Raw genomic sequence first — 18,128 nt, 5'->3', positions numbered from 1 at the left:
AATTTAGTTCCTCTAACTAACTGTTCCGCCGTGCGCGCGCGGGAACACGAGGAGGGGAACCAGTCCGTGGCCGTAGCGAACCAGTCCCGGGCGGGGGCGCCGCAGCAGCCGGCGTCGTCCTCGCGGTACAGGTGGATCGCGCTGTCCAACACCACCCTCGGCGTCCTGATGGTGACGATCAACCAGTCCATCGTCCTGATCGCCCTCCCGGACGTCTTCCGGGGCATCCACCTCAACCCGCTCGACCCCGGCAACACGGGTTACCTGCTGTGGATGATGATGGGCTTCATGGTCGTCACGGCCGTCCTGGTCGTGATGTTCGGCCGCCTGGGCGACATGTTCGGCCGGGTCCGCATGTACAACCTGGGTTTCGCGGTCTTCAGCCTGTGCTCGATCATGCTGTCGCTGACCTGGATGGACGGCGACGCCGGGGCCATGTGGCTCATCGGCTGGCGAATCGTGCAGGGCGTCGGCGGCGCGCTGCTGTTCGCCAACTCGACGGCGATCCTGACCGACGCCTTCCCCGTCCGCCAGCGCGGCACCGCGCTCGGCATCAACTCCATCGCCGCCATCGCTGGCTCCTTTCTCGGCCTGGTCGTCGGGGGTGTCCTCGCGCCGGTCAACTGGAAGGCGATCTTCCTGGTCTCCGTGCCGTTCGGGGTGTTCGGCACGGTCTGGGCGTACCTGAAACTGCGTGACAACGGGGTGCGGCGCCGGGCGCGGATGGACTGGTGGGGCAACGCGACCTTCGCCGTCGGCCTGATCTCGCTGCTGGTCGGCATCACCTACGGCATCCAGCCGTACGGGACCGGTGTGATGGGCTGGGGCAACCCGTGGGTGATCGCCGCGCTCGCCGGAGGCGTGCTGCTGCTCGCGCTGTTCGCCTGGATCGAGACCAGGGTGGCCGAGCCGCTGTTCCGGCTCGCGCTGTTCCGGCAGCGCGCGTTCCTCGCGGGCAACATCGCCAGCCTGCTCACGGCGCTCGGACGCGGCGGCCTGCAGTTCATGCTGATCATCTGGCTGCAGGGCATCTGGCTGCCGCTGCACGGCTACAGCTTCGAGGAGACGCCCCTGTGGGCGGGCATCTACATGATCCCGCTGACCGTGGGCTTCCTGCTGTCGGCGCCGGTCTCCGGCTGGCTGTCGGACCGGTTCGGCCCGCGCATGTTCACCGTGGGCGGCGCGCTGGTGACGGCGGCGAGCTTCTACGCGCTGATGACCCTGCCGACCGACTTCGGCTACGGCGTGTTCGCGCTGCTGATCCTCATCAACGGGGTGGGCTCCGGCCTGTTCTCCTCGCCCAACCGGGCGGAGATCATGAACGCGGTCCCGGCGGAGTCGCGCGGCGTCGGCGCGGGCATGACCGCGACCTTCCAGAACTCCTCGATGGTGCTGTCGATCGGCGTCTTCTTCAGCCTGATGATCGCCGGTCTGGCGCAGTCGCTGCCGCACACGATGCACGACGAGCTCGTCGCCCAGGGCGTGCCGGCGGCGCAGGCCGAGGGCATCGCGCAGTTGCCGCCCATCGCCGTGCTGTTCGCGGCGTTCCTCGGCTACAACCCGTTCCGCGAGCTCCTCGGCGGCGTCCTGAACCGGCTGCCCGACGGCGGCGCCCACCTGACCGGCAAGGAGTTCTTCCCGCACCTCATCGCGGGCCCCTTCCACCAGGGCCTGGTCATCGCCTTCTGGTTCGCCGTGGCCGCGTGCCTGGTGGCCGCGCTGTCGTCGCTGCTGACCGACCGGCTCGGCCGCGGCCACCAGGCCGCCGCGCACGAGACGCTCGGCTCGGAGCTGGCCGCCGTCTCCGGCGAGGCCGGGCTGGCCGGCAACGAGCTGGTGGTCCCGGACGAGGAGTTCGACGCCCGCCGGGCGGCGGCCCCGGACGCGCGGGGGCCCCGGCCCTGACGCGTGTGCGGGGCCGCGCGGGGGCCGGGCACGCCCCCGCGCCCGGCCCGTCCTGTCTCCCGCTCCGCCCCCGGGCGCGCCCTTCCGGCTCGCTCGTGGCATCCGCCGGGCGGATCCCGCCTCCGTGGAGATCACGGCGGCGGAGCGTCGAACGGTTCGAGCACCACGACCGGGATACGGCGCCGGGTCATCTCCACATACCTGAGGTAGACGGGGTGGCGCCGGCTCATCATCCGCCAGAGGCGGTCGTACTCCTCGCCGACGGCCTCGCTCGCGCGGACCTTGACCACGCTGAGCCCGCCCACCTCCAGCTCGGCCACGGGGTCGTCGCGGAGGTTGAGCCACCAGGCGGGAGTCGCGTCGTCGCCGCCGTTCGAGGCGATCACGACGAATCGGCGGCCGTCCCTGCCGTACCCGACCGGCCGCGTGCGGAGCAGGCCGGTTCTGCGGCCCCGGGTCGTGAGGAGCAGGACGGGGATGCCGCGCATCGTGGCGGGCCTGCGCCCGCCGGTCCGGCGGTAGGTGCGTACCTGCCAGTCGCAGATGCCCCGGATGACCCTGTTGAACAGGCGGGATCGCCTGGCCATCGCGCTCAGCTCCCGAAGACGAGCCGCTGACGGCGCCGTTGGCCGGGGCGCACCAGGATCAGCAGCAGACTGAGGACCGGCCCGGCGAGCCGGCGAATGTGCGCCATCTCGTCCGGGGTCGCGTACCGGTCGGCCCAGGCGAGCTCGAAACGCGGGTCGCCGCCCCTGAGCGACTTCTCCATCGCCTTCCAGTCGGCCGCCGCGACGTACTTCTCGATCACCGGGAAGATCCTCCGCTCCTCCTCCTCGATGTGCTCGTCGACGAGGTCGGAGAGCGTCCGGAGCGCGGCCGCCAGCTCGGTGGCGCCCCCGGCGCCCCCGGTGCCGGCGAAGGCCCGCGCCGCCACGCGGACCCGTTCGAGCAGCGGGTCGAGCTCGGAGTGGTCGTCGGACAGGTCGGTGAGGTCCACGGCGGCGCCCGCCGACCGTTCGATGACCGGCCAGACGATCTCGTCCTCCCTGCTGTGGTGATGGTGGATCGCCGCGCAGACGTCCTCCGCGTAGCGGGCGAGGGCCGTGGCGCGGGCGGCGTCCGCCCGCCGGCGTCCCGCGTCGAGGTCCTCGGCCACGGTGCGGAGCCGGTGCAGGTCGCCGCGCATGGCGCGGTGGATGATGCGGATCCCGGTGAGATCGGGGGTGTCCAAGGTGAACCTCCGTGATGTCCGAATCTGTCGCGGAACCACGGTGGCCCCGGCCGCTAAACGGTGGTTTGGCGGCCACTTGGCGGGTTCGGCCTCAGCGTGCCGAGCGCCCGCAGCGCCTCCTCGCGCCAGTGCGGCGACCCCAGTCGTTCCGCGACCCCGGCGGCCGTGGCGTAGTGCCCGGCCGCCTCGGCGGGGTCGCCCAGGAACTCCGCCAGCCGCCCGAGCACGAGCCCGCCGGGGCCGAGTGTGATGGCCACGGTGTGCAGGCCGATCATCTCCTCCCGGAACGGGAGGAGAAGGCGGTGGCACTCCCCGGCCACCTCCCGGGCGCCGAGGGCCATCGCGGTGCCGGCGCGGAGCGCCATGTTGATCGTGTGATAGACCCAGCGGGTGGGCGGCCGGTCCACCGGCCAGGCGGCCCGGGCCTCCTCCAGGCGCCCGGCGGCCAGCAGCGCGCTGACGTAGAACTCGTCGACCTCTCCGGGAATCTGGTCGCGGGCGGCGGCGAGCTCGGCCACCGACTCGTGCGCCCGGCCGCAGGCGAGGCGTACGGCGAAGCGGGCCAGGCTGCCGAAGACGGCCGCGTTGGCTCCCCCCGCCTCGCCCATCCGGTCGGACAGGATCGTGTAGGCCGACTCGGCCTGCTCGAACTCCCCCTTGACCAGCAGGCGGAGGGCGTCGAGGAACGCGATGGTGGCCAGGACCAGGCCCAGCTGGCCGCTGGTGGAGTACTCCACCGCCCGCCCGGTGTGCCACTCGGCCGTGGCCCAGTCGTTGCGCCCGAGCGCGACCATGCACAGCGCGTGGTGGCCGACCGTCTGGTAGCCGAGCAGCCCGGCGCGGGCGGAGACCTCCAGCAACTCGTGCCCGAGCGGCTCCAGCTCGTCGCGGCGCCCCGGCACGAAGAGCGACCAGTAGCGAGCGCCGAGCGCCAGGCACAGCAGGCGGGGGTCGCCGATGCCGCGGGCGATCTCGACGGCCTCGGCGCTCGCCCTGTCGACGACCTCCTCGTCGTGGCCGCCCATCTCCTGCGCCAGGGCCGCGAGCAGCCGGCACCGCAGCTCACCCGTCGCGGTGGGCAGGCAGGCGTGGATCGCCTCCACGACGTCGACGTCGAGCACCGGGTCGTTCTGCCAGATCATGGGAGCGTCGAGCGCGGTCGCCGCGCGGGCGAGGGCCCCGAGGTCGCCGAGCCGCCTTGCCACCGCCAGGGCGCGTCCGCGGGTGGCCGTCGCCCGGATGACGTCGCCCGCGCTCGCCTGGGCGGAGACCAGGCGGCACAGCAGGTCGAGCCGGACGTCGTCCGCGGGCTCGGCCGCCCCGCCCCGGGCGAGGTCCAGGGCGTCGAGGGCGCCCTCCAGCAGGGTGGCGGCCTCCCTGTGGGCGTACACGGCGGACGCCTGCTCGGCCGCTCGGCGCGCGTACCGCGCCGCCTCGCGGGCGGTGGCCGCCGTGGCGGCGGCCAGCGCGTGGTACCCGAGCGCGCCGACGTCACCGGGGCGCAGCCGCTCCAGCGCGGCGAGGACCCTCGCGTGCAGCCGCGTACGGCGCAGCCGGGGGATGTCCTCGTACAGCGTCTCGCGGACGAGGACGTGCGTGAAGCGGACCGTGCCGGGACCCGGCTCGGTGAGCAGCCCGGCGAGCACCCCCGCCTCGAGGCCGTCGAGCACGGTCTCCTCGTCGGCGTCCTGGACGGCGACCAGCACGTCGACGTCCGCGTCCCGGCCCATCAGGGCGGCGTTGCGCAGGGCCGTGCGGGCCGTCGCGGGGAGGCGGGCGACCCGCCTGCGGATGAGGTCGCGCACCCCGGGCGGCAGCGACCGGGCCGCCGACGCCCCCTCGGTCGCGAGCAGCCGGGCGGTCTCGGCCACGAACAGCGGATTGCCGCCGGTCCGTTCGGCGACCGTGCGGGCGACCGCGGCGTTCACCTCCACACCCGAGCGGTCCGCCAGCAGCCGCCGGACGTCGTCCTCGCCGAGCCCCTGGAGGGTCACGTTCTCGGCCGTCCGCACGGCCAGGGCGGCCCGCGCCGCGACCAGGTCGTCGCCCGCCTCGGCGGGGCGGAGCGTCAGGACCACCAGGATCGGGGTCCGCGCCAGCCTGGCCGCCAGGTGCCGCAGGATCTCCAGCGTCGCGTCGTCGGCGCGATGCACGTCCTCCAGCACGAGCAGCAGCGGCCCCGGCACGCTCTCCAGATAGTCGCCCACGGCCTGCGCCAGCCAGAACTGGCCGGGGCCGGAGAAGCCCTCCCGCAGCAGCGGAGCGAGCCGCGCCTCGACGCCGGGGGCCGGGGGATGCGCGGCGAACAGGCCGCGCAGGATCTCGCTCCAGGCCCACGCGGGCGGCACGCCGCCGAGCGTCTCGGGGCACCGGCCGACCGCGGTGCGCAGGCCCTCGTCGCCCGCGTGGCGGAGCAGGGCGTCGGCCAGCGTGCTCTTGCCCGCGCCGGGATCGCCGCCGAGCCAGGCCACCCGGAACCCGCGCGCGGCCTGTTCCGCGGCGGAGACCAGCCGGGCGAGCTCCGCCGTACGGCCGATCATCCGGGCGGGTGGTGGAGCGGCAGGGGCGGGCGGCGCGCCGGCCGCCGCGCGGGCGGGAACGACGAGCGCGGCGGCGGCCACTGACGCGCCGAGGGTGTCGCTGTGCGCGAGGATGTCCGCTTCGAGCGTCTTCAGGGCCGGGCCCGGGTCGACGCCCAGCTCCTCGGCGAGCAGGTTCCGGGTGCGGCGCAACGCCGCCAGCGCGTCGGCCTGCCGCCCCGAGCGGTAGTAGGCGAGGGCCAGCAGCCGCACCGCGTTCTCCCGCAACGGGTTGGCGACGACGTGGCGCTCCAGTTCGGGCGCGATCTCCGCGTGCCTGCCGAGCGCCAGCCCCGCCTCCGCGCGGTACTCCACGGCCGTGATCCTCAGCTCCTCCAGCCGCGACGCCTCGGGGACCGCCCAGTCCTGGTCGGCGAACTCGGCGAAGGCGGGCCCCTTCCACAGGGACAGGGCCTCGTCGGTCGCGCGCAGCGCCTCGCCGGGCTCGCCCCGGCCGAGCAGGTCCGCCGCCGCGTCGACCAGCGCCGGGAACCGCCACGCGTCGACGGCGCCGGCGTCGAGTTGCAGCAGGTAGCCGGGCGGGGCGGTCACCAGGACGCCCGCCGGGGTGCGCGGCGCCCGGCCCGGTTCGAGGAGCCGGCGGAGGTTGGAGACGTACACCTGCAACGCCCCCAGAGCCTTCGGCGGGGGCTGGCCCTGCCACAGGTCCTCGATGAACCGGTCCGTCGACACCACGTGCCCGCCGGCGCAGACCAGCCTCGCGATCACCGCTCGCTGGAGCGGCGGCCCCAGATCGACCGGACGTCCTTCGACCTCGGCCCGGAACCGGCCGAGCACCCATAAGCGCACCATCGTCAGGAGAGCATAGGACCGTTCCCACGCCCGGCCCAGTCTCCGCCGGCGCCGGTTCGGGTCCGGCGGACACTCGTCAGCCGTACACCTGGGACATCCGGCGCTCGTAGGCACGGCGCCAGGAGAGGCGGTAGAGGATCCGCATGACGGCCGGAGCGGTGGTGAGGATGTGGTCGCGGTCGGCGGGCGTCGCCGTGTCGAGAAGCCAGGCGGCGAGCATCGGCAGGTCGCGGCCGTGGCTCTTGATGACCTTCTTGGCGGACTCCTCCCACCAGGCCGCGCTGACGTGTTCCCTGATCAGCGGCACGGCCTCGGCCTCCTCCAGGTCGAGGTGGGTGTTCAGGAGCCGGTCCAGCGCGCGCAGGTCGGTGGTGACCTCGCGGGCCGGCCGTCCGCCGGCCGACAGGCGTCCGATCACGGCGTCCATCTCCTGGTGGTCGGCCTCCAGCCGGTCGAGCACGGGCGCGGCCTCCGGGACCAGGCCCCGCAGGAGCGGCCAGATCGCCTCGTCCTCCTCGGTGTGGTGGTGGTGCAGGACGCGCAGCAGCAGCGCGAGGTGCTCGTCGGCGACCGCGCGGCGCCGCTCGTCGCGGGGGTCGCAGCGGTCGAGGGCATCGGCAAGCCTGGCGAACTCGCGCCGCAGCCCGGCATGGAAGAGGAGGAAGGCGACGAGGTCGGGGGCCGGCTCACCCTGGCGGCGCCGGGTCTGCGTCGGTGTCTTCGGTGTTGTCATGACCCCACCATGCGCGAGGCGTCTTTATCGCGGCTCAACGTCCACTTGTGGCCCGCTTCTCGGCAGTCACCCTGGTACGGCGTCGCGCTCGCTGGTGATCTTGGCGGCCCACCAGCTCAGCCCGCCCGCCGCGCAGCGCTCCGCGGCGGTCTCCAGGTGTGCCCGCGCGGCCTCCGGGCCGGCCGCCTGGCCGAGGTGGGCGAGCCGCCCCAGAAAGTAGCCGACCGGCCCGGCGCAGAACGTCCCCGCACCGAAGGCGATCCTGTCCTCGTACGGCAGGAGCCTGCGGTAGGTGTGCGCGCACGCGTCGTGGTCGCCCGCCACGATCTGGGCCTCGCCCAGTAGGCACAGGCCGGGCAGTTCGCCGAAGTCGCGCGGCAGCGGGCGCCAGCCCTGCTTGCGAGCCGCCAGGGCCGGCCCGCGGTCGCCCCGCCAGCCGCCGACGAGCACGCCGGCGATCTGCCGGTGCGCGGGGAAGGGAGAGTACTGCTCCATCAGTTCCTCGGCGCCGTCGAGGTCCCGCATCGTGAGGTGCCGGATGAACAGCGCCGTGGAGAGCGCGGTGGCGGTGTGCCACAGGTTGAGCCGTTCACCGGCCTCGGCCGCCGCGGCGTACGTGTTCGCCGCGCCCTCGAAGTCGCCGTCGAGCAGACGCCGGGTGCCGGTCCAGATGAGGTGCTGGAACCGGGGCCAGGGGAGATCGAGCCGCTCCACCAGCACGCTCGCCCGCTCGGCTGCCCGGTCGGCGCCCGCCACGTCGAACAGCTCCATCCGGGTCCGCTCCCTGATCATGTGGCCGAGCAGCTCGAACCCGGGCAGCCCGAGCCCGGTGAGCTCCTCGCCGATCGCGTCGAGCTCCGGCATGTGCTCGGGGAGCTGGACGCCCAGATACCGGGCGTTCAGGGTGATGGCGAGCAGCCCCGCGCCGGCCTTCCCCGAGGCGGCCAGACGGCGGGCCATCGCCAGCGCCTCGGCTGTGGCGGTGTCGCACCGGGGGTCGGCGGAGCCGTCGTAACGTTCCATTCCCAGGCAGCCGAGCAGACGGCAGCGCAGCTCGGAGTCCTCCTCCGGCAGCGCGGTGAGGGCCTCCTCGATCCGCCGTACCGTGTGCAGCTCGACGTCGCCGTAGGTGTAGAACTTCCACAGCCCGGGGGCGTCCAGGCTGGTCAGCGCTCGTGCGGCGAGCAGCGGGCCGCCCGACCTGTCGGCCGCGAGCACCGCCTCCGCCCGGGTCTGCCGGGCCGCGAAGCCGTCACCGGCGGCGAGCTGCGCCCGGACCAGCTCCAGCAGCAGTTCGACGTGCTCGCGCGGGTCGGCGCCGGGAAGCGTCCCGTGCGCCTCGACCGCCCGGCGCCACCACTGCGCGGCGTCCTCGTAGGCGTACCGGCCGGCCGCCTGCCGCGCGGTGGCCGACGCCCATCGCACCGCGTCCGCCGCGGCCTCCGGACCCGCCGCCAGCGCGTGCCGGGCCAGCAGCGCGAGATCCGGCCCCGGCCGCCGCTCCAGCGCCCGCAGCGCGGCCAGATGCAGAGCGGCCCGCGCGCGGAGCGGGATGTCGGCGTAGACCGTCTCCCTGACCAGGTCGTGGGTGAACCGCAGGTCCTCGCCGAGGATGCGCATGGCGGTCGCGGCGTCGAGCGCCTCGTCGACCTCCGTCCCGGCGCTCATCCCGGCGACCTCGGCGAGCAGCGACCGGTCCGCGCCCGCGCCGAGCACCGCCGCGGCGTCGACGGCGGGACGGAACGGGGCGGGCAGGTTCAGCAGGCGGCGGCGCAGCACGTCGGCCAGCCCTTCGGGCACTCCGGTGAGCGCCCGTTCGAGGCCCTGGTCCTCGGCCAGGCGGAGGGTCTCGCGGACGAACAGCGGGTTGCCCCGGGTGCGCTCGGCGAGCGCCGCGACGCTCGCCGGGTCGCGCAGGCCCGACAGCTCCGCCACGGCGGCGGGGTCGAGCCCCGCCAGCGGGAGGCGGAGGGCGTCGTGCCGCCCGAGGAGGCCGAGCGTGTCGTGCACGGCGGGGGAGCCCTCGCCGGAGCGCACGGTGACCACGATCGCGATCGCGCCGCGCAGCAGCGGCGCGAGGTCCGACAGCAGGCCCAGTGAGGCCGCGTCGGCCCACTGGAGGTCCTCGATCACGACGAGGAGCGGGCGGCCGGCGGCGACGGTCTCCAGGTACGCCGCCGTGGCCTGGTGCAGCAGGAACCGGGCCTCGCCCGCCTCGGCGGGGGGACCGTCCGGTGCGGCGGAGCCGCCCACAGGGCCGCCGGGGGAGCCGCCGGGGGAGCCGCCGGGGGAGCCGCCGAGCAGCACCCGCAGGGAGGCGGCCCACGCCGCCGGCGGCGGCACCCGCTCGCCGAGGTTCCGGACGACCTGCTGCCAGGGCCACAGGGCGGGGGCGCCCGACGTCTCGTGGCACCGGCCCCAGGCGTCCTGCCAGCCGTCGGCGGCCAGCCGCTCCGCGAACGCCTCCGCGAGCCACGTCTTGCCGATCCCGGCCTCGCCCGATATCACCGCGAGTGCCGGCCCCCGGGTCGCCCCCCGGGCCACGTCGTGCGCCAGGCCGGTCAGCCGGTCGAGCTGGCTCGCCCGGCCGACGGCCCGCCGCTCCGGCGAAGACCCCTCCGCGCGCCCGCCGCCAGGGACCGAATCGGCCCGTAGGGCGGCGGGTCGTACCAGAGCCCGGGGAGGGGTCGCGGCCCGGTCCAGGGCGGGGTCCTGGGTGAGGATCGCCTCCTCCAGCCGCCGCAGCGCGGGGCCGGGATCGAGGCCGAGTTCCCCGGCCAGCCGGGTGCGGGCGGAACGCAGCGCCTCCAGCGCGTCCGCCTGCCGTCCGAGCGCGTAGAGCGTGCGGGCGAGCAGCTCCCACAGCCCCTCCCGGAGGGGATGCTCGGCCACCAGGGCCTCCAGCTCGCCCACCACGTGCGGGTCGCCGACCCGCCCTTCCAGCAGCCGCTCCCGGGTCACCAGGCGGGCCTCGGCCAGCCGCTCGATCTCCGGCCGGAGCCAGGGAACGTCGCCGAACTCCTCGTACGGCGTGCCGCGCCAGAGGGCGAGCGCGCGTTCGGGCTCGCCGGCCCTGGCCAGCCGCAGGAACTCCTCGGCGTCCACCTCGTGCGGGCCGAGGGCGTACCCGGGCGGGCGGCTGATCAGGACCGACGACGGGGTGCGCGGCGCGCGCCCCGGTTCCAGCACCCGGCGCAGGACGGAGACGTAACTGTGGAGAGTGCTCAGGGCGCGCGGCGGAGGGGCGCCGTCGTACAGGTCGTCGAGGATCGCGTCCACCGACACCGTGGCGCCCCCCGCGATCAGCAGGCGCGCCATCAGCAGCCGGGGCCGCGGCCCGCCGAGGTCGACGGGAACGCCGTCGACGTACGCCTCGACCGGGCCGAGCACCCGAAACATGACTGGCATGCCGGGATTGTGCCACGATCACCGCGCCCTGATCGTGGCGTCCCGGTGGCCCCGCGGGTCCTGCCCGGACTGCCGGAGCCGGTCGCGCGCCGGTGCCGGCCCACTGGACCACCAGGCCGCCGTTGCCGGGGGTTCCGCACGCCCCGGCAACGGCCTGCCGGTCGGGTTCTAGTTGTTGGCCACCAGTCGCCACCGGTTGTCGGCGGTTCCGTTGTCGGAGTCCTGGACGGCCTGGGCGCCGTTGGCGGTGGAGTTGTTCTGGATGGCGAGCAGCTTGCCGCTGTTCACGTTGCGGATCTTGTAGGTTCCGTCGCCGTTGTCGACCAGAGTCCACCGGTGGTCGGCGGTGCCGTTGTCGGACCACTGCAGGACGCGGGCGCCGTCAGTGGTGGACATGTTCTCCACGCCCAGCACCTTGCCGCTGTTGACGTTGCGGAACCGCACGGCGTTGCCGTCGGTCACCATCACCCAGTTGTGGTCCGCGGTGCCGTTGTCGGTCCACTGCAGCGCGAGACCGCCGTCCGCCGTGGACATGTTCTGGATGCCGAGGACCAGGCCGCTGGCCGCGTTGACCAGCCGGTAGCTTCCCGTCCCGCCGTTGCCCTGCCCGCTGGTGTTCCAGTAGACCGTGTAGTTGTAGCCGTGCGCGTCGTAGAACGGGCCCAGATTGACCGTCGAGCCGTTGGCCGTCGCGGTGAAGGCGAGCGCCGTGGTGCTGGTCCGGGTGATCGACCCGGTGTTCAGCGAGGGCAGCGCCGTCAGCGAGGTGTTGCCGTAGTTGCCGGACAGCACGACAGGACCGTACGTGACCGCCGCGACGTTCGAGTTGTCGTTGGCGGCCTTCATGACCACGCGCATGGGCAGGCGCACCGTGACGGTGTCGCCGGACGTCCACGACCGGGTGACGACGGCGTACGTGCCGGGCGTGGTGTCCACGCTCTGCTGCGTGCCGTTCACGCTGATCGTGGCGCCCGACGTCCAGGCGGGGATGCGGATCCGCATCGACCACGAGCCGCTCATGCTGCCGGTGACCTGCAACGTCGTGGTGTCGCTCGCGGGGTACGACGTCGTCTGGGTGACCGTGATGCCGCGCTGGGTCCAGTTCAGCGTTGACGGCATGAACATGTTCACCGTCAGCGTGGTGCCGTTGTAGAAGTAGATGGAGTCCATCAGCCTCGTGTTGACCTCCACCCCCGTCCCCTGGCAGCACCAGAACGAGTTGTAGTCGGTGCTCCACGTGCCGCCGCCCCACGCCGGGCCCACCCCGCGGCGGCCGCCCGGCTTGAGCGGGGTGAAGTAGGTGACGTGCCCGTGGCTGTCGCCCGGGTTCTGCGCGCCGATGACGTGGTTGAGCAGCGCCTGCTCGTAGAAGTCCGCGTACGCGACCCGGTCGGGGTTGAGCAGCCACAGCTCGCGGGTCAGGTTGAGCATGTTGACGCTGTTGCAGTGCTCGCAGGTGTCGTTGGTGAGATAACCGGCGATCGCGTTGGGCGCCCGGAAGTGCTCGGCCTGGCTGTTGCCGCCGATCGCGTAGGTGTGCGCGCCGACGGTGATGTTCCAGGCGTTGACGGCGATGTCGCGGTAGCGGGTCGTGCCGGTGGCCTTGTACTCCCGGGCCGCGCCGATCCACTTGGGCACCTGGGTGTTGGCGTGCAGGCCGTTCAGCTGGTCCTGGTTCGAGGCCAGGGGGTTGAACACGGCGGCGTGGTCGAACCGCTGCGCGACGGTGAGCCACCGCGCGTCGCCCGTCTGCTGGTAGATGTCGGTCAGCACCGCGTTCATGCCGCCGAACTCGGTGCCCAGCATGTTCTGCATCTGGCTGCTGCTCAGCCTGCTCGTCCGCCAGTCGACCCAGCCGGCGAACGCCAGCAGCACGTCGCGCGCCTGGGTGCTGCCGATGAGGCGCCACACGTCGAGCAGTCCGGTCAGCGTCTTGTGGACGCAGTAGTACGGGACGTTGCCGTTGCTCAGCGTGCGGGCTTCCAGGGCGGTGAAGTCCGACTCGGGGAAGCCGGACAGGTATCCGGTGTTGAACCCGGCGGCGCCGTTGTTCGCCTGGCACTTGGCCAGTTCGGCGACCATTGTGGTGGCCTTGTCCCGGCAGGTGGTGTCGCCGAGCACGGCGTACGCCTGGGCCCACGCGGTGAGGAAGTGGCCCTGCACGTGGGTGCGGAACGGGAACGACGGGGCGTCCCACCCGCCGTTGGAGGCGGCGCCGTTGGTGGACAGCCTGTGGTTGGCCCGGAAGTTGTACAGCAGCCGGTTGACGTCGACGAACTTGAGATAGGAGAGCGTGCGGTTCTGGTTGTCCAGCCAGCGGCTCGTCGTCAGCCGCACCTGGCCCAGCTCGAAGGGGTACGCCGAGACGCCGATGTCGGGCCGGGCCGGCGCGACCGCGGCGGCCGCCGCCGAGGCGCCGGCGACCCCGCCGGCGGTGGACGCGACTACGGCGACACCGGCCGCCTGCAGCAGTTGCCGGCGGCTGAGCGACGGGGACGGCATGAGGCCTCCTGGAGGTCACGAGAGGGGCGGCCGGCGATTCTCGGTGAGCGACACATCCACCGCCGCGAATCGATCACAAGGGTCTGCGGAGGAAGGTGTTAGCGCTAACACAAAGGCCCGGACAGCCCCTCTGTCGGGTTCTGGTGGTGGTGGCTGGGAGCCAACATGACGCCGTGAGGATCTGTCAATCCCGGGACCAGGCGCGGACGGGCGTGGAGCGCCTGCCGGGCGTCTCCGCCTCGTCGCGGCGGGGCGGTGCTGAAAGTTTCACGGTTTGGCCCAGGCCCGGTGGGCAACCCTTTTCCGCACCGGGTGCGGTCCGGCCGGCTTCGAGATGTCCTGCCAGGTGCCCCGGCCCCGTTGCAGCCGGGCGACGCTGAAAGTTTCACGAGCGGTCGTTCGGCGGGCAATCCTTTTCCGCGCCCGGGCGGCCCGGGCGGCCCGGCCGCTGATTGTGCGGGCCGAAACGAATCGCGGCCGGCATTTCCCCGCGTGCTTTTCACCGGCATTTCGGCGGCGTGATTTCCCGTTCCTCGCCGGGCACCTGCGGAATTTCCCGGCCGGGCGCGGATCACCCTGGAACGGCCGCGTCTCCGGCTGATCGGGCCGCAAACCGTCTTACGGCGGCTGAACGGCGTGCTACCGGCAGATGCCGCGTTCCCGGTTCATCGGCCCGGATTTCCGGCGCGACTTCGGCGACATTGTAAGACCGGTCACGGCGGCACACACTCCAAGCAACAATTCCTCTCCCAATCTCTGGAGCCGCAGTGGACCGAGCCGTAATCCGAATTCCTGGACGCGGAAAAACGACGTTCCGGCGTTTCACGTCGATCGTGCTCGCGGCGCTCGCCGTGGTGTTCCTCAGCGTGCCGCACGCCGGCGCCGCCACGCTGCCGACGCCGAAGAGCCTGACCGCCTACCTCGACCTCGAGTGCTACCGGACCAGCGCCTACCAGCCGCCGGGCGTCCAGCTCACGGTGCGGCACCTCAATCCCGTGCTCATGAACCTGCCGGTCGAGACCGTCACCCTGGGCCAGCGTGAGCAACTGTGCGTACCGGTCGCGAAGAACACGCAGGAGCCGCCGTCGCCCGCGATCGACTTCATCAAGTACATCGACCTGTCCTGCTACAAGATCTCCGGCATCACGGTGAACACGGGTCTCGTGCTCAGCCACCTCAATCCGCTGTTCCAGAATCTGCCGCGCACGCAGATCTCCATGAACACGCCGCAGCAGTTGTGCGTGCCGGTCGTGAAGAACAACGTGATCCCGCCCGCCGACGTGCTGCAGCTCGTCCGTTACATCGACCTCAAGTGCTACGGGATCACCCCCAACACCGCGCTGAACCAGACGGTGTCCCTGCGTCAGCTCAATCCCGTCCTCACGTCGCAGATTCCCACGCACAAAGCGCAGATCCTCTACGCCCGGCAGCTGTGCGTCCCCGTGCAGAAGGCCGGTGACAGCATCCCGAGCGCGGTGCTCGACATCGTGCGGTGGATCGACCTGGAGAAGTTCGACGCGATCACCCCGGCGCTGCCCACCTCGGTCTCGCTGAGCCTGCGGCACATCGACCCCGTCCTCGCCGGTCTCCCGGCCGAGCAGGCCACTCTCCTCGGTGCCGACCAGGTGGCCCTGCCGGTCGCCAAGAACGGCAACCTCCCACCCGGCTGATCCTCCGGCCCGGAGCCCCTCCGCACGCCCCGGCGGAGGGGCTCCGGTGCTCACAGCAGGCCGGGCACGGCGCGGCGCAGGTGGGCGAGGCTCTCGGCCGCGGCCTCCCGGGCCCGCGCGACCGGCCCCGTGAGCACTCCGTCGTGCTTGACGAGCACGCCGTCGCACACCACCGTACGGACCAGCCCGGGATGGGCGGCGAGCACGACGGAGGCGAGGGGGTCGAGCACCGGGGCCATGGCGGGGGTGCCGGTGTCGACCACCACGAGGTCGGCCCGCCTGCCGGGGGTGAGGCTGCCGGTGACCGCCCCGAGACCGGCCACCGCCGCGCCGTCGGCGGTGGCCATCCGCAGCAGGCGGCCCGCGGTCAGCGGCGCGCCGTCCTCGGTGAAGCGGTGGTGGGCCAGCGCGGCCCGCATCTGCGTGAACATGTCCCCCGAGGTGGCGATCTCGGTGTCGGCGCCGAGCCCGGTGACGACGCCCGCCCGCAGGAGGCGTCCGGTGGCGGGCGAGCCGAGCCCGGGCATGGTCGTCTCGATGAACGGCGCCACGCTCGCGGTGGCGCCCGCGTCGGCGGCGAGCTTCAGCTCGTCGTCGCCGACGGCGCTCGCGTGGACCAGGGTGACCGTCTCGTCGAGCAGGCCCTCCTCGTTCAGGTGCCCGACGCTGCCCGCCCTGCCGACGTGCATGGTGACCCGCAGGCCGAGCTCCCGCGCGAGCAGCAGGTCGCGCCGGGTGGCGGTGGGGGCCGACATCTCGGGCCCGCGCGCCGCCAGGGCCATCGTCACGCGGGCGGCGTCGTCGTGGAGCACGTCCCTGATCCGGCGGACGTCGGCGGGCAGCTCCGCGTCGCTGTGCTCGCCCACCCAGCTCAGCGCGTCCGTCTGCGGCCAGCCGTACGCGAACACGCCCCGGATCCCGCTGTCGCGCAGCGCGGCGACGGCGGCGTCGCCGTGCTCGGGGGTGTTCTGGATGTGGGACCAGTCGACCAGGGTGGTGATCCCGGACTCCAGCGCGCCGAGCGCGCCGATCAGGGTGCCCGCGTAGACGTCCTCGGGCCGGAAGTTCGGGCCGAGCCCGAGGAACGCCGCGCCGAGGTAGTCGGTCAGGCTCCAGTCCAGGCCGATGTGGCGCAGCGCCGACTGCCAGGTGTGACGGTGGGTGTCGATCAGCCCCGGCAGCACGACGCAGCCGGTGGCGTCCACGACGCGGGCCCGCGGGGAGGTCTCCGCGGCGGGCCCGACCGAGACGATCACGCCGTCCCGGACGACGACGTCGGCGGGCCCGTCCGGCACGGCCGGGTCCATGCTGAGCACGTGCCCGCCGGTGACCACCAGGTCGGTGTTGAGAGGCATCCTCGTCTCCTTGCTGTTCGCGGTGATGCCTCTTTGTCCCACCGCGTGCTTGGGGCCGGCTTCACGCGGGCGAGCCGCCGCGTCAAGCCGGCCACAAGTCGTACGCGAACGGTCAGGACGCGGGCGCGGTGGTCTCCAGTTCGTGGACGCGCGGGTCGCCCTTGTCGGCGAAGTAGTCCTCCGGCCGGGTCCCGTCGGGGCCGTCGGCGCTCCTGAGCGCGCGGGCCACGAGGGTCCCGAGCACGGCGACCACCAGGTTGACGATCAGCGCGAGGAGCCCGGCGTAGACCGTGATCTTGGTGTCGAACCCGAGTTTCTCCAGCGGGAAGGCAGAGCCGCCGAAGTGCTCGTGCTTGGTGGCGGGGTTGGCGATGTTGTAGAGCAGCAGCATCCCGGCCGTCATGCCCGCGGCCAATCCGGCGATCAGGCCGCCGCGGTGGAACCACCGGGTGTAGAGGCCGAGACCCACCGACGGCAGCGTCTGCAGGATGATCACGCTGCCGATCAGCTGGAGGTCGATGGAGAACTGCGGGTCGATGCCCAGGATGACCAGCACCGCGCCGACCTTCACGACCAACGACGCGATCTTGCTGACCCTGGCCTCCTGGGCCGGGGTGGCGTCCCGGTTGAGGTACTCACGGTAGATGTTGCGGGCGAACAGGTTGGCCGCCGCGATCGACATGATGGCGGCGGGCACGAGTGCGCCGATGCCGATGGCCGCGAAGGCCACCCCCGCGAACCAGTCGGGGAAGAGCTTGTCGAACAGCTGCGGCGTGATCGTGTTGCCGTCCTTGCCGATCGGCGTGACCCCGGCCGCGATCGCCATGTAGCCGAGCAGCGCGATCAGGCCGAGCAGCAGGCTGTAGGCCGGCAGGGCCGACATGTTCCGCTTGATCACGTTCCGGTCGCGCGTGGCGAGGATCCCGGTGACGCTGTGGGGATAGAGGAACAGCGCCAGCGCCGAGCCGAGCGCCAGCGTGACGTACTGAAGCTGGTTGTTCGCGTTGAGAGTGATGCCGTCGCCGGGCGCGGGGGTCGCGTCGAACTTCGCCTTGGCGGCGTCGAAGATCGACGCCCAGCCGCCGAGCTTGGCCGGGATGTAGACGATCGCGACCAGGATCACCAGGTAGATCAGCGAGTCCTTGACGAACGCGATCAGCGCGGGGGCCCGCAGCCCGGACTGGTAGGTGTAGGCCGCGAGGATCGCGAACGCGATGATCAGCGGCAGGTCGCCGGTCACGCCCATCGTCTTCAGCACCGCCTCGATGCCGATGAGCTGCAGCGCGATGTACGGCATCGTCGCGACGATGCCGGTGATCGCGACCAGCAGGGCCAGCGTGGGGGAGCCGAAGCGGAGCCGGACGAAGTCGGCCGGGGTGACCAGGTTGTGCACGTGCGAGACCGACCACAGCCGCACCAGCACGAGCATGACCATGGGATAGACGACCACGGTGTACGGCACGGCGTAGAACCCCATGGCGCCCGCGCCGAAGATCAGGGCGGGCACGGCCACGAACGTGTAGGCCGTGTAGAGGTCGCCGCCGACCAGGAACCAGGTGATCCAGCCGCCGAAGCCGCGCCCGCCGAGGCCCCACTCGTTCAGGGTGGCGAGGTCGCCCGGACGGCGCCAGCGGGCGGCCACGAAACCCAGGCCGCTGACGAGCAGGAACAGCAGCGCGAAGATGACGATCTCGGTGGTCTTCACCGGTTCCTCCTCCTCGTCGCGCGGTAGACGAGGGTGGTCGTGGTGACGCCGAGCACGATGAAGGCGAGTTGCAGCCAGTAGAACAGCGGGATCCCGAACAGGCGCGGTTCCACGGCGTTGAACAGGGGTGGGAGGAGCGGGATCGCGATGGGGAGCGGCAACAGCCAGTTCAGCGGGCTGCGGTCGTCGCTGCGGCCATCGCTGCGATCAGGAGTCGTCAAGACGTT

11 protein-coding genes are annotated in these 18,128 nt (G+C 72.8%); 2 read left to right on the top strand and 9 right to left on the bottom strand.

The features are described from left to right. The first annotated feature begins 66 nt into the window (after positions 1–66). Positions 67–1,905, top strand: coding sequence for an MFS transporter (locus FED44_RS13020; protein ID WP_244301885.1), 1,839 nt, complete (start codon positions 67–69; stop codon positions 1,903–1,905). 131 nt (positions 1,906–2,036) lie between these two features. Here the strand turns inward: FED44_RS13020 and FED44_RS13015 are convergent, their stop codons facing one another. The 6 genes from FED44_RS13015 to FED44_RS12990 form a co-directional block, all read right to left on the bottom strand. Next, the gene (locus tag FED44_RS13015; RefSeq protein ID WP_138460787.1) at positions 2,037–2,492 is read right to left on the bottom strand and encodes a nitroreductase/quinone reductase family protein; all 456 of its coding nucleotides are present in this window, start codon (positions 2,490–2,492) and stop codon (positions 2,037–2,039) included. A 5-nt stretch (positions 2,493–2,497) separates the two neighbouring features. Then, positions 2,498–3,136 (bottom strand): hemerythrin domain-containing protein, encoded by a 639-nt coding sequence (locus tag FED44_RS13010; protein WP_244301884.1) that lies wholly within the window; start codon positions 3,134–3,136, stop codon positions 2,498–2,500. Positions 3,137–3,189: 53 nt separating this feature from the next. Continuing rightward, complete coding sequence (locus FED44_RS13005; RefSeq protein ID WP_138460786.1) at positions 3,190–6,528, bottom strand: BTAD domain-containing putative transcriptional regulator; 3,339 nt, start codon at positions 6,526–6,528, stop codon at positions 3,190–3,192. A 76-nt stretch (positions 6,529–6,604) separates the two neighbouring features. Beyond that, on the bottom strand, positions 6,605–7,261 hold the full coding sequence (locus tag FED44_RS13000) for a hemerythrin domain-containing protein (RefSeq protein WP_111698696.1): 657 nt from the start codon (positions 7,259–7,261) through the stop codon (positions 6,605–6,607). Positions 7,262–7,327: 66 nt separating this feature from the next. Continuing rightward, complete coding sequence (locus FED44_RS12995) at positions 7,328–10,669, bottom strand: BTAD domain-containing putative transcriptional regulator (protein WP_138460785.1); 3,342 nt, start codon at positions 10,667–10,669, stop codon at positions 7,328–7,330. A gap of 168 nt (positions 10,670–10,837) precedes the next feature. Beyond that, a complete protein-coding gene (locus tag FED44_RS12990) occupies positions 10,838–13,171 on the bottom strand; it encodes a beta-L-arabinofuranosidase domain-containing protein (protein ID WP_138460784.1) in 2,334 nt (777 codons plus the stop codon). A gap of 833 nt (positions 13,172–14,004) precedes the next feature. Between FED44_RS12990 and FED44_RS12985 the strand changes: the two genes are divergently transcribed. Next, a complete protein-coding gene (locus tag FED44_RS12985; RefSeq protein ID WP_244301883.1) occupies positions 14,005–14,841 on the top strand; it encodes a hypothetical protein in 837 nt (278 codons plus the stop codon). Positions 14,842–14,891: 50 nt separating this feature from the next. On the opposite strand, the gene FED44_RS12980 is transcribed toward FED44_RS12985, so the two are convergent. The 3 genes from FED44_RS12980 to FED44_RS12970 all read right to left on the bottom strand — a co-directional run bounded on the left by FED44_RS12980 (position 14,892) and on the right by FED44_RS12970 (position 18,122). Continuing rightward, a complete protein-coding gene (locus FED44_RS12980; RefSeq protein WP_111698688.1) occupies positions 14,892–16,196 on the bottom strand; it encodes an amidohydrolase family protein in 1,305 nt (434 codons plus the stop codon). A gap of 112 nt (positions 16,197–16,308) precedes the next feature. Beyond that, positions 16,309–17,901 (bottom strand): monocarboxylate uptake permease MctP, encoded by a 1,593-nt coding sequence (mctP, locus tag FED44_RS12975; RefSeq protein WP_111698686.1) that lies wholly within the window; start codon positions 17,899–17,901, stop codon positions 16,309–16,311. Then, on the bottom strand, positions 17,898–18,122 hold the full coding sequence (locus tag FED44_RS12970; RefSeq protein WP_208758952.1) for a DUF3311 domain-containing protein: 225 nt from the start codon (positions 18,120–18,122) through the stop codon (positions 17,898–17,900). Before FED44_RS12970 ends, mctP begins: the two co-directional genes overlap by 4 nt. Between the last annotated feature and the right edge of the window lie 6 nt (positions 18,123–18,128).

This window comes from Microbispora triticiradicis (assembly GCF_005864065.1).
GTDB lineage: Bacteria > Actinomycetota > Actinomycetes > Streptosporangiales > Streptosporangiaceae > Microbispora > Microbispora triticiradicis.
This window is presented reverse-complemented; position numbering and strand designations above follow the sequence as displayed.